The organism is Mesorhizobium sp. C395A, assembly GCF_030323205.1.
Taxonomy (GTDB): domain Bacteria; phylum Pseudomonadota; class Alphaproteobacteria; order Rhizobiales; family Rhizobiaceae; genus Mesorhizobium.
In genome coordinates this window covers 449,719-461,768 of record NZ_CP100473.1, presented here as the reverse complement: position 1 = coordinate 461,768, position 12,050 = coordinate 449,719, and the positions used below count along the sequence as shown (strand labels likewise).

The 12,050-nt window shown below is 63.1% G+C and carries 8 protein-coding genes, 1 tRNA gene and 1 pseudogene; 2 read left to right on the top strand and 8 right to left on the bottom strand.

Going from position 1 to position 12,050, the window contains the following annotated elements; genetic code table 11:
• Positions 1–42 precede the first annotated feature (42 nt).
• Positions 43–119 (top strand) — tRNA-Pro (locus tag NLY37_RS02150).
• Between the two features lie 14 nt (positions 120–133).
• Here NLY37_RS02150 and NLY37_RS02145 read toward each other — a convergent pair.
• Positions 134–394: a hypothetical protein gene (locus NLY37_RS02145; protein ID WP_198020349.1), complete on the bottom strand. Its 261-nt coding sequence runs from the start codon at positions 392–394 to the stop codon at positions 134–136.
• Between NLY37_RS02145 and NLY37_RS02140 the strand changes: the two genes are divergently transcribed.
• Entirely contained in the window at positions 393–626 is a 234-nt protein-coding gene (locus tag NLY37_RS02140) for a hypothetical protein (protein ID WP_348528041.1), read from the top strand. The two genes, NLY37_RS02145 and NLY37_RS02140, sit on opposite strands and share 2 nt — an antisense overlap.
• Positions 627–668: 42 nt before the next feature.
• On the opposite strand, the gene NLY37_RS02135 is transcribed toward NLY37_RS02140, so the two are convergent.
• From NLY37_RS02135 to NLY37_RS02105, 7 genes and pseudogenes are all read right to left on the bottom strand, one after another.
• The gene (locus NLY37_RS02135; protein ID WP_023705464.1) at positions 669–2,288 is read right to left on the bottom strand and encodes an ABC transporter ATP-binding protein; all 1,620 of its coding nucleotides are present in this window, start codon (positions 2,286–2,288) and stop codon (positions 669–671) included.
• A gap of 47 nt (positions 2,289–2,335) precedes the next feature.
• Positions 2,336–3,463, bottom strand: coding sequence for an ABC transporter permease (locus NLY37_RS02130; protein ID WP_023705465.1), 1,128 nt, complete (start codon positions 3,461–3,463; stop codon positions 2,336–2,338).
• A gap of 9 nt (positions 3,464–3,472) precedes the next feature.
• Entirely contained in the window at positions 3,473–4,396 is a 924-nt protein-coding gene (locus NLY37_RS02125) for an ABC transporter permease subunit (protein WP_023684574.1), read from the bottom strand.
• Between the two features lie 426 nt (positions 4,397–4,822).
• Positions 4,823–5,968 (bottom strand): annotated as a pseudogene (locus tag NLY37_RS02120) (peptide ABC transporter substrate-binding protein); the annotation flags it as partial.
• 644 nt (positions 5,969–6,612) lie between these two features.
• Positions 6,613–8,262 (bottom strand): beta-galactosidase BglA, encoded by a 1,650-nt coding sequence (gene bglA, locus NLY37_RS02115; protein WP_023705466.1) that lies wholly within the window; start codon positions 8,260–8,262, stop codon positions 6,613–6,615.
• Complete coding sequence (gene glgX / locus NLY37_RS02110) at positions 8,262–10,262, bottom strand: glycogen debranching protein GlgX (RefSeq protein ID WP_023705467.1); 2,001 nt, start codon at positions 10,260–10,262, stop codon at positions 8,262–8,264. The genes bglA and glgX overlap by 1 nt, the downstream gene beginning before the upstream one ends.
• Positions 10,263–10,419: 157 nt before the next feature.
• Positions 10,420–12,048, bottom strand: a complete 1,629-nt coding sequence (locus NLY37_RS02105; RefSeq protein ID WP_023708425.1) for an alpha-D-glucose phosphate-specific phosphoglucomutase — start codon at positions 12,046–12,048, stop codon at positions 10,420–10,422.
• Between the last annotated feature and the right edge of the window lie 2 nt (positions 12,049–12,050).

Sequence of the window (12,050 nt, the reverse complement as noted above, 5' to 3'; positions counted from 1 at the left end):
GCAGGAACGGTATGCGGCAGCTATAAGCCCGCGGTCTGGTCACGGAGTGTAGCGCAGCCTGGTAGCGCACCTCGTTCGGGACGAGGGGGTCGCAGGTTCAAATCCTGCCACTCCGACCAGAAAAAACAGACACTTAGGTGTTTGTTCTCCCGACCCACAAGATAGCTTGATGCAAACCGGCCGCGTCGGCGTCGCTGTCAGCATGGTGTTTTGACGCGACAACCTTCCGCGCTACCTCGATAATAGGAATGCCGCCGAGACAGCGGCCGGAACGAGGTTTGCGGAAGATGAATTTGTTGATTTCAAGCCGGCTGTCAGCGCTGCTCGCTTTGTCCCTGGCGGCAGGCTGCTCATCGTTGGGCAGCGCGGTGAACCCGGCGAAATACGACAGCATGACATGCGCCGAGCTCAACACCGCCGTAGGCGATACCGCGCGCGACATCTCGCAAACCGCCATCACCCGCGGCAAGGTCGCCAACACCAGCGTGCCGAACTGGCTGCTCGGCGGGGCACGCGTCAAGAGCGCCGTCGCCAACCGCGAGACGGCCAGGATCGAACGGCTGAAAGAGCGCGAGGCGGCCATTGTCGCCACGAGGACCAGCCGATGCCCCAGGTCAGCGGGCTGAGCGATTCGGCCCTGCCCTGTTGATTAACCTCACGCGACTATCTCAAGCACTCAACCGGAACCGGGTCACATCGATCGCCGCAGCCATCAGCGTCTGGGTGTAGGCGGCCTGCGGGTTGCTGAAGATCTCTTCCGTCGGGCCTTCCTCGACGATCTTGCCCTGCCTCATGACGATGATGTAGTCGGCCATGGCGCGCACCACGGAGAGATCGTGGCTGATGAAGAGGTAGGACAGTTCGTGGTCGGCCTGCAGCTTGCGCAGCAATTCGACGATCTGCTTCTGCACCGAGCGGTCGAGCGCCGAAGTCGGCTCGTCCAGCACCACCAGTTTGGGCTTCAGGATCACGGCACGCGCGATGGCGATGCGCTGGCGCTGGCCGCCGGAGAATTCGTGCGGGTAGCGGTTGCGTGCGTTGGGGTCGAGGCCGACCTCGAGCAAGGCCTCGACGGCGCGCTGATCGCGTTGCTTACCTGACAGGTTCGGCTCATGCACCAGAAGCCCTTCGGTGATGATCTGGCCGACGGTCATGCGCGGCGACAGCGAGCCGAACGGATCCTGGAAGACGAGTTGCATCTCACGTCGCAGCGGCCGCATCGCCTGGCGGTCGGCGGTGGAGATGTCGCGGTCGCCGAAGCGGATGACACCGTCGCTGGGCAACAGGCGCAGAAGTGCGCGGCCGAGCGTCGATTTTCCCGAACCGGATTCGCCGACTATACCGATGGTCTGGTTGCGCTTCAGCCGGATCGAAATGTGATCGACGGCGCGTAGCAGCAGCGGTTCGCCGGCAAGGAAGCCGCCGCCGATCTTGAAGGTCACTTCGACATTGCGGCCCTCCAGCAGCACAGGAGCGCTGGACGGCGGCGCCGCCTTGGTGCCGGTCGGTTCGGCGGCCAGCAGCATTTTGGTATAGGCATGCTGCGGGTTGGCGAAAAGTGCTTCCGCCTCGCCTTCCTCGACCACCTCGCCATAGCGCATGACATAGACGCGGTCGGCAAAGCGCCGGACGATGCCGAGATCGTGGGTGATAAAGACGATGGCCATGCCGAGCTTGCGCTGCAGTTCGGCGAGCAGCACCAGGATCTGCGCCTGGATGGTGACGTCGAGCGCCGTCGTCGGCTCGTCGGCGATCAGGATGTCGGGGTCGTTGGCCAATGCCATGGCGATCATGACGCGCTGGCGCTGGCCACCCGACATTTCGTGCGGATAGGATTTCATCCGCCGCTCGGGATCGGGGATATGCACCAGCCTGAGCAACTTGAGCGCCTCGTTCCGTGCCTCGGCTGCGTTCAGCCCGCGGTGCTTGCGGATCGGTTCGATAAGCTGGTTGCCGATCGAATAGAGCGGATCGAGCGAGGTCATCGGCTCCTGGAAGATCATGCTGATCTTGGCGCCGCGCACCTTGTTGAGGTCGGGCTTGCTCATGGTCAAAAGGTTGCGGCCGCGATAATCGACGTGACCCGTCGCCTCGCCGTTGGACGCCAGCAGGCTCATCGCCGCCATCATGGTCTGGCTCTTGCCGGATCCGGATTCGCCGACCACGGCAACGGTTTCACCTGCCTTGACGTGGATGTTGATGCCCTTGACCGCTTCGACCGCGCCGTCGAGCGTGCGGAAGCGGACGCGAAGGTCCTTGACGCTGAGGATCGTTTCGGGCGTTTCCATCGCAACGGTCCCCATCTTATCGGTCCCCATCTTTATCGGTCCCATCTTCATCGGTCTCTCGGATCGAGCGCGTCGCGCAGGCCGTCGCCGACGAAGTTCAGTGCAAACAGCGTCGACACGAGGAAGAAGGCGGGGAACAAAAGCAGCCAGTTGGCGGTGCCGATGTTCTTGGCGCCGACGGAGATGAGCACGCCCCAGCTGGTCATCGGTTCCTGCACGCCAAGGCCGAGGAAGGACAGGAAACTTTCCAGGATGATGACCTGCGGCACCAGCAGCGTCATGTAGATCACCACTGGTCCGAGCAGATTGGGGATGACATGGCGCAGCAGGATGCCGCGCTGGCCGACGCCCATGGCTTCGGCCGCCTGGACATACTCCTGCCGCCGGATCGACAGCGCCTGGCCGCGCACGATGCGCGCCATGTCGAGCCACAGCACCGCCCCGACCGCCAGGAACATCAGCACGAAATTGCGGCCGAAGAACACCACCAGCATGATGACAAAGAAAATGAAGGGCAAGGAATAGAGCACGTCGACGATGCGCATCATCACCTCGTCGATCTTGCCGCCGGAAAAGCCGGCCGCCGCCCCGTAGAGGACGCCGATGACCACGGCGACAATGCCGGCAAGCAGGCCGATGGCCAGCGAGATGCGCCCTGCCATCAGCGTTCGCGAGAGAAGATCGCGACCGGTGTTGTCGGTGCCGAACAGGAAGTACTGCTGTTTGACCGACGCAGTCATAGTCAATTCGAGCCCGTCGGCCGATTTGCTCTCTATCTTGGTATCGTCGAAGGCATCGGAGCGGTCGAGATAGCGGATGTTGCGGTCGTCGATCGGTCTGGTCGAGGTGACGGTGACGGTGACGCGACTGCCGTCCAGTTTCCACTCCTTGATGTCGACGCGCATGCGCTTGATGGCATCCTTGAGCGCCGTCTCGATCATGTCGGGCTTCGGATAGGCTGAAAAGCTTGGCGGCGTGCGCACATAGTCGGCATAGATGGTGGTGTACTGATGCGGCACGAACCAGGGGCCGAAGATGCTGATGACGCCAATGAAGGCCAGGTAATAGAGGCTGAACATGGCGGCGCGGTTGGCTTTGAGGCGCGCCCATGCGTCGCCCCAGAGCGAGCGGCCGACGACGGCCGGCGGAGCGGCGGCGGCTGTGATGTCAGTCATAGCGCACCCTCAGTCATAGCGTACCCTCGGATCGACGACCGCGTACATGACGTCGACGATCAGGTTGAAGACGATGGTGAAGAGCGCGATCACCACCACGGTCCCCATCACCAGCGTGTAGTCGCGGTTGAGCGCGGCATCGACGAAATAGCGGCCGACACCGGGAATGGAGAAGATGGTCTCGACGATGACCGAACCGGTGAGCAGCGCCGCGGCTGCCGGGCCGGTGAAGGAAACGATCGGCAGGATGGCGCCGCGCAGCGCGTGCTTGACCACCACCGACCAGTCGGAGAGGCCGAGCGCACGCGCCGTTCGGATATGATGCGAACGCAAGCTCTCGATCATCGACCCGCGCATCAGGCGGGCAACGATGGCGATCTGCGGCAAGGCCAGCGTCAGCACCGGGCCGATCTTGTTGATCAATGCGCCATCACCCCAGCCGCCGATCGGCAACAGCTTCCAGGTCAATCCGAACACCAGCTGAATCACAGGAGCGATGACGAAGGTGGGGATAGTGCTGCCGGCGGTCGCCAGCGCAATCACCGTATAGTCGCCAAGCTTGTTCTGGTTGAGCGCGGCGATGGTGCCGAGCACCGAACCAAGCAGCAGCGCCAGGATCAGCGCGGAGGTGCCGAGCTGGACCGATATCGGCAGCCCCTTGGCAAACAGTTCGGTGACGGTGAAGTCAGGCAAATTGTAGCTCGGCCCGAAATTGCCGCGCAGGAGATTGCCGAGATAGTGGGCATATTGCAGCCAGAGCGGATCGTCGAGGCCGAACTGTGCTTCCAGATTGGCCCTGATCTCGGGACTGAGGCCCCGCTCCTGATTGAAAGGGCCGCCCGGTGCGACGCGTATCAGGAAGAACGCCATGGTCACGATGACGAACAGCGTCGGAATGGCGGTCAAAAGCCGCCGTAAGATGTATCGCAGCATCGGCGCCCCGCTTCGGCCAGAGCGACATACGTCCATACGGACGCATTGCCACGCTCCGGCGCCAAATCTTCGCACCGGGCTTGCCGAAAATCGACCACGACTTTCGGACCGGTGCGATGACCGACCAGTCCGCCGCGCCCAAATGGGGCGCGGCGGTCCAGTCAAGGATGATTATCAGTCCTTGGAGACGAAGCGGGACGGATGGATGTCCATCACATTGTCATCGAAGCCATGCAGCTTCGAGGAAACGATATCGTGGAAGCTGTAGTAGAGAAGCGGAATGTTGCCGACGTCATCGACAAGGATGCGCTCGGCCTCGGTGAGGTCCTTCATGCGCTCTTCCGGCTTGCCGCCGGCAGCCGCGGCCTTGTCCATGGCCGCCTCATATGCCGGGCTGACGTAGTTCGAATAGTTGTTGCCGCTGGCCTTGCGGGTGATGCCGAGGAAGGTCTCGGGATCCTTGTAGTCGGCGATCCAGGCGGCACGCGCCACGTCGTAGTTGCCCTTCTGCTCGAGGAAGGAATAGTGGGTCTTGGTATCGGTGTTGAGCAGCGTGATCTCGACGCCAAGCGGCTTCAACTGTTCCTGGATGGCAACCGCGGTGTTCTTGTGGTTTTCCGAGGTGTTGTAGCGGATCTCCATCTTCAGCGGATGCTCGGGCGTATAGCCGAGTTTCTCAAGGATCTTCTTGGCGGCGTCCTCGCGGTCGATCTGCGGCATGTCGGCGTATTTGGCCATTGCCGGCGTGTAGCCGGCGATGCCCGGAGGCACCATCGAATAGCCAGGCAGCATGGAATTCTGCCAGACCTTTTCGGCCAGGAAGTCGCGGTCGATAGCCATCGAGATGGCGTTGCGCAGCTCGACATTGTCCCAGGGCGCCTTGTCGGTCTTGATCGCGTAATAATAGGTGCCGAGATACGGTCCGACGCGGACCTGATCGCCGAACTTGGTCTTGAGGTCAGCGAGCTGTTCGGTCGGCAGGTCGCCGTAGCTGTCGAGTTCGCCGGCCTCGAAGCGCTTCATCGCCGAAGAGCGGTCTTCGGTCGGGATGTAGTTGACGACGTCCATCTTGACGGTCGCGGCATCCCAGAATTTCGGATTCTTGACCAGCTTCATGTGGTCGTTGGGAATCCACTCGGCCAATGTATAGGCGCCGTTCGAAACGAGATTGCCCGCCTTGATCCAGTCGGCGCCGAGCTTGTCGATCGAGGCCTTGTTGACCGGGTAGGTAGCCTGGTGGGTCAGCATCTCCAGGAAGTATGGCGTCGGCGCCTTCAGCGTCACTTCCAGGGTGTTGGCGTCGATCGCCTTGACGCCCATGTCCTCGGGCTTGCCTTTCTTGGTGTTGACTTCCTCGGCGTTCTTCACGGGATAGAGCATGGAAGCGTATTCGGCGGCGGTCGCCGGATCCTCCAGCCTACGGAAGGAATAGACGAAGTCGTCCGCCGTCACCGGGCTGCCATCCGACCACAAGCCGTCCTTGCGCAGCTTGAAGGTGTAGACGGTGCCGTCATCAGATACCGTCCAGCTTTCGGCGGCGCCCGGGATGAGGTTCGTCTTCTGATCGTGCATGACCAGTCCCTGGAACAGGTCGCGTATGATATCGGCTTCGTAGACGGTCGAGGTCTTGTGCGGATCGACCGTCTCCGCTTCGGCGGCGCTGCCTCTGTTATAGACGGTCTCGGCAAGGGCCGGCGTCAGGAACGTGCCTGCGGCAAAGGTCATGGTCGCGGCGACAAGCGTCGCCTTCAGCATATTTTTCAGCATGAAGTCTCTCCCTGTGGCGCTGCCCATCGGCTGCGCCTTACGAGTGTTGACGCCCCGGAACCGATTTCTGGCCCCTTCGAGCGCGCCGCCGGTTCCCGTTCCGGCAGCTGGTGGCAGGAGACTAGACAGACGGAAATATTATTTCAACCGAGTCTTGCTTGACGCTAAGTGAGCATCCTCACCCTAAACCAGCCATAGCTAATCTATACTATCAGGTTCAATTGGGTGCAGCTTGCGGTTGTCCTGCAATTTTGCATTTTGCCCTCAGCAGTTGTCATTAGCGCAACCATCTGGAAACATTCCAGGAATGCAGTTCGTGGCGAAGCTCAACGAAAGTACCTAAGAAGCCCGAAAATGAAAAACGTGGCGCCGGTGACGTTGCGCGGATCACTCGGCACGGTTGCATGCGGACTCGATCTTTTTTGAAGCCGGACGGCGTCCCTGAAAGATCAGCCAACCTTGCCGACAAACCAGCCCAGGGCCGGCAGCAACAGCCCCTCCTCCTGCAGGACGGCACCGCCACCCAGAGCGATCGCCTCGACAGGCTGGAGATCCGGCGGCAGCCGCCAGTCGGCCGGCTTGTCGGCGAAATTGAAGACGCAGGGCAATATCTCGTCCTCGCCCTGCCGGATGAAGGCAAGGACATCGCCGTCGGTATCGAGAAAGCGGATCGGGCCCTTGACCAGCGCCAGATGCGCCTTGCGCAAGGCGAGCATCGTCCGGTAGCCGGCGAGCACGGACTTGTCGTCGGCGTTCTGGATATCGACCGCCCGAGCGCGGTGGCTTTCCGGCACCGGCAGCCAGGGTTTTCCCGAGGAAAAACCGGCATTGTCGGCGCCCGCTTCCCAGACCATCGGTGTGCGGCAGCCGTCCCTGCCCTTTACCCCCGGCCAGAAACGGATGCCGACGGGATCGCGCAGATCCTCGAAGGTCAGTTCCGCCTCCTCCAGCCCAAGCTCTTCGCCTTGGTAGAGACAGATCGAGCCCCGCAGGCAGGAGAGCAAAGCGATAGCGAATGTCGCCACCGCATCTGGATCGCCGCCCGGCCGCGTCCAGCGGCTGACATGGCGCACGACATCGTGGTTGGAGAACGCCCAGCAGACCCAGCCGTCGGCGACAGCTGCCTCGAAGGCCTCGACGCAGCCGCGCACATGGGCGGCTGAGAATTGCTGACCGAGCAGGTCGAAGGTGTAGCACATGTTGAGCTTGTCGCCGCCGGATGTGTAGGCGGCCAGCGTCTGCAGCGAACGGCCTTCGTCGCCGACCTCGCCGACACTGGCGCGGCCGTCATATTCGTCGAGCAAAGCGCGGAAGCGCCTGAGGAAACCGAGGTTTTCCGGTTGCGTCTTGTCGAACAGATGCTCCTGGAAGAGATAGGTGTTGGTTTCGCCATTGGTGCCGGCGACGCTCGACGCCAGCGGCGGATTGCTGCGCAGCCAGCGGTCGTGGACATAGTAGTTGACCGTATCCAGGCGGAAGCCGTCGACGCCGCGCTCGAGCCAGAACCGCACCGTCTGCAACAACGCGTCTTGAACCTCAGGATTGTGGAAGTTGAGGTCCGGCTGCGAGGCGAGGAAATTGTGCATGTAGTATTGCCGGCGGGTCGCGTCCCACTCCCAGGCCGGGCCGCCGAAGACCGACAGCCAGTTGTTGGGCGCGTTGCCGTCCGGCCTGGTGTCGGCCCAGACATACCAGTCAGCCTTGGGATTATCCTTGCTGGCACGGCTCTCTACAAACCATTCGTGCTTGTCGGAGGAGTGCGACAACACCTGATCGATGATCACCTTCAGGCCGAGCCTGTGCGCCTCGGCAACCAGCGCGTCAAAGTCGTCGAGCGTGCCGAACATCGGATCGACCGCCTGATAGTCGGAGACGTCGTAGCCCATATCGGCCATTGGCGATTTGAAGAAGGGCGACAGCCAGACGGCGTCGACGCCGAGCGAGGCGACGTGCGCCAGCCGTGAGGTGATGCCTGAGAGGTCGCCGCTGCCGTCGCCGGTGGTGTCCTGGAAGGAGCGAGGATAGATCTGGTAGATGACGCAGCCGCGCCACCAGTCGGCGCTCTGTTCGGGTCCCGGCTGGGCATTGTCGTCGGCCATCACGGACCCTTCCTGGCGCGGGCCTTTGCGGTCCGGCGCTCGATCATGAAACTGACACTGCGGCCGGGCAGCGGCCACGCGAGGTCGACCGCTTGCGCTTCAACAGCCGGCTGCCATTCAAACCCTTGCCGCGCGGGCAGCGTGAAGACGCATTGGCGGCGATCGCCATTGACGATCACAGCCAGGCGGCCTTCCCCGCCATCGCCGAGCAGCATGACGAGGCGATGGCGCGAGCCATCGTTCCAGTCGGCTTCGCCGAGCGGCGCGCCGGTCTCGGTCAGCCAGGCGACGTCGGGCGTTTCAGAACCGGCCGGCGGCTCTCCGGTCAGGAAGCGCGTATCGGAAAGCGCCGGCACCGCGCCGCGCAGAGCTGCGAGCGCGGACACATGGGCTTCCAGCCCGACGTCGCGCCCGGCCCAGTCGAGCCAGGTGATGGCGTTGTCCTGCGCATAGGCGTTGTTGTTGCCCCCTTGCGTGCGGCCGAATTCATCGCCCGCCGTCAGCATGATGGTGCCGCGCGAGGCGAACAGAGTGGCGAGCAGCGCGAAGCGATCATGGGAACGGGCCTCGGCAATCGCCTTGTCCGAGGTTTCGCCCTCGACGCCGTTGTTCCAGGACAGGTTCTCATTGTGGCCGTCGCGGTTCTTCTCGCCATTGGCCTGGTTGTGCTTGGCTTCATAGGCGACGATATCGGCCAGCGTCATGCCATCGTGCGCGGCGATGAAGTTGACCGTGCGGCTGGCGGATTGGCCCTCCCTGCCGAACACATCGGAGGAGCCGGCGAGCCTTGTCGCCAGCGCACCGACCGCGCCGGCATCGCCGCGCCAGAAGCGCCTGACGTCGTCGCGGTAGCGGTCGTTCCATTCGAGGTAAGGCGGCCGGAAATTGCCGAGCTGATAGCCATTCGGGCCGATGTCCCAGGGCTCGGCGATCAGCACCCTGTCGGCAAGGATGGGATCGGTTGCGATGGTTTCGAGCAACGGGGCTGCCGGATCGAATGCGCCATCGACGCGACCGAGGACCGGCGCCAGGTCGAAGCGGAAACCGTCGACGCCGGCTTGGCGGACGAAATGGCGCAGCGTGTCGAGTACCATGTCACGAACGACCGGATGGTCGCAGGCGATGGTATTGCCGGTGCCGGTATCGTTGGCCAACCTGCCGTCCGGCTCGCTGCGGTAGTAGGCTTGATTGTCGAGGCCGCGCAGCGACAGCGTCGGCCCGAGCCGGTCACTTTCGCCGGTATGATTGAAGACGAGATCGAGGATGGTGCCAATGCCAACCCTGCGCAGCACCCCCACAGTATCGCGCAACTCGGCGAGGCCGCCGGGCGCCAGGCGCGGGTCGAGCGCCATGAAGGTGACTGGGTTGTAGCCCCAGGCATTGCTGAGGCCCAGCGGCGGCAAATGGCGCTCATCGACCCATGCCGTCACGGGCATCAGCTCAACGGCGGAGACGCCGATCTTCTTGAGATGTTCGACGATAGCCGGATGGGCAAGGGCTGCAATGGTGCCGCGCTGCGCTTCGGGCACGTCCGGATGCAGCCTGGTGAAGGAGCGGACGTTCAGTTCGTAGATCAGGCCGCCTGGCTGGAACAAAGGCGGCTTGGCCGGCAGCGGCTTCGGTTGAGCCCGCGCGATGGTCTTCGGCATCAGTGGCGCGGTGTCGGCGCCTTCGTTGCGCCGGGCGGCAAGCCGCCAATGATGCTGGTAGGGCCGGTCTATCTCGACGGCGTAGGGATCAGTGAGCAGCTTGTCGGGATCGAACCACAGCCCGCGCTCCGGCGCATATTCGCCGTCGGCGCGAAAGCCGTAGCGCGTACCCGCGGCAAGGCCGGCGACGAACAGCGCATGGACGCCCTCGCTTTCCGGCTGAAGTTCGAGCCGGTCGATTTCACGGGCGCCGGTGTCGTCGAAGATCGACACCCACAGGCGCCGCGCGGATGACGACCAGGCGGCGAAGCGGATGCCTTCGGGAGTGACGGTTGCGCCGAGCTGGGTCATCGGCGCATCCTCCACTCTCCCCCTTGTGGGGAGGGTCGCGAACGAAGTGAGCGGGGTGGGGGTCGGCGCGGGGAAAGCGCTTTACGAGCACCCCCAACCCGATCCGCTGCGCGGATCGACCCTCCCCACAAGGGGGAGGGTAAAGACGTCACCACCCTCAAGTAATCACGCTCGGCTTGTTGCGCCCGGTGTGGCTCTTGATCCCGGCGATCTCATCGGCAGCCGCGATCAGGTCAGCGAGCGCCTCTTGCGTGTCGAGATCATGCCGCGCTCTGTCCGGCTCGTAGCGCTCGATGTAGACGCGCAGCGTAGCACCCGACGTGCCGGTGCCGGACAAACGAAACACGACACGCGAGCCGCCTTCGAACAGGATGCGGATGCCCTGGTTCTTGCTCACCGAACCGTCGACGGGATCGTGATAGGCGAAGTCGTCGGCATTGGCGATCTTCAGGCCGCGCACGCTGGTGCCGGGCAGCGAAGCGAGCTTGGCGCGCAACTCGTCGACCAGGGCGTTGGCGCGCTCGGTTTCGACCTCCTCATAGTCATGACGTGAATAGTAATTGCGGCCGTAGGTCGCCCAATGTTCGGTGACGACGTCCTTGCAGCTTTCGCCGCGCACGGCCAGGATGTTCAGCCACAACAGCACCGCCCACAGCCCGTCCTTTTCACGGACATGGTTCGAGCCGGTGCCGGCGCTTTCCTCGCCGCAGATCGTTGCCATGCCGGCATCGAGCAGATTGCCGAAGAACTTCCAACCGGTCGGCGTTTCGTAGATGCCGATGCCGAGCTGTTCGGCGACGCGGTCGGCAGCGCCGCTGGTCGGCATCGAGCGGGCGATGCCTTTGAGGCCGTCCTTGTAGCCCGGCGCCAATTGCGCATTGGCGGCAAGCATGGCCACCGAATCCGACGGGGTGACGAAAATGCCCTTGCCGATGATGAGATTGCGGTCGCCGTCGCCGTCGGAAGCGGCGCCGAAATCGGGCGCATCCGGTCCCATCATCTCGTCATAGAGATGCTTGGCGTGGACCAGGTTCGGATCCGGGTGATGGCCGCCGAAATCCGGCAGCGGCTTGTAGTTGCGGCAGGTGCCATTCTCCGCGCCGAGCCGGCGCTCGAGGATTTCCTTGGCATACGGGCCGGTGACCGCATGCATGGCGTCGAAGCGCATGCGGAAGCCGTATTTGAAATTGGCGCGGATGGCGTCGAAGTCGAACAGGCTCTCCATCAATTCGGCATAGTCGGTGACCGGGTCGATAATCTCGACCGCCATGCCGCCGGCGGTCACCGTGCCGATCTTGTCAATGTCGATCTGGTCGATGTCAACCGTCTTGAAGCTCGAAATCGTCTTGGTCTTCTCGAAGATCGCGTCGGTCAGCTTTTCCGGCGCCGGGCCGCCATTGCCGGCATTGTACTTGATGCCGAAATCCTCGTGCGGGCCGCCCGGATTGTGACTGGCCGACAGGATGATGCCGCCGAAGGTCTTGTATTTGCGGATGACATGCGACGCCGCCGGCGTCGACAATATGCCGCCCTGCCCGACCATCACCTTGCCGAAGCCGTTGGCCGCCGCCATGGCGATGGCCTTCTGGATGACCTCGCGGTTGTAGAAGCGGCCGTCGCCGCCGATCACCAGCGTCTTGCCCTCAAAGCCCTCCAGCGCGTCGAAGATCGACTGGATGAAGTTCTCGGCATAGTGCTCCTGCTGAAAGACAGGCACCTTCTTGCGCAGGCCGGACGTGCCGGGTTTCTGGTCGAGATAGGGTTTGGTGGCGACGGTCCGGATCATGC

Excerpts from the sequence above, each read along its gene's own strand:
- NLY37_RS02140 (WP_348528041.1), top strand. The coding sequence starts at position 393 with ATGACATGCGCCGAGCTCAACACCGCCGTAGGCGATACCGCGCGCGAC.
- NLY37_RS02125 (WP_023684574.1), bottom strand. The coding sequence starts at position 4,396 with ATGCTGCGATACATCTTACGGCGGCTTTTGACCGCCATTCCGACGCTG.
- bglA (WP_023705466.1), bottom strand. The coding sequence starts at position 8,262 with ATGGCCGACGACAATGCCCAGCCGGGACCCGAACAGAGCGCCGACTGG.
- glgX (WP_023705467.1), bottom strand. The coding sequence starts at position 10,262 with ATGACCCAGCTCGGCGCAACCGTCACTCCCGAAGGCATCCGCTTCGCC.
- NLY37_RS02105 (WP_023708425.1), bottom strand. The coding sequence starts at position 12,048 with ATGATCCGGACCGTCGCCACCAAACCCTATCTCGACCAGAAACCCGGC.
- NLY37_RS02145 (WP_198020349.1), bottom strand. The coding sequence starts at position 394 with ATGCTGTCGTATTTCGCCGGGTTCACCGCGCTGCCCAACGATGAGCAG.
- NLY37_RS02135 (WP_023705464.1), bottom strand. The coding sequence starts at position 2,288 with ATGGAAACGCCCGAAACGATCCTCAGCGTCAAGGACCTTCGCGTCCGC.
- NLY37_RS02130 (WP_023705465.1), bottom strand. The coding sequence starts at position 3,463 with ATGACTGACATCACAGCCGCCGCCGCTCCGCCGGCCGTCGTCGGCCGC.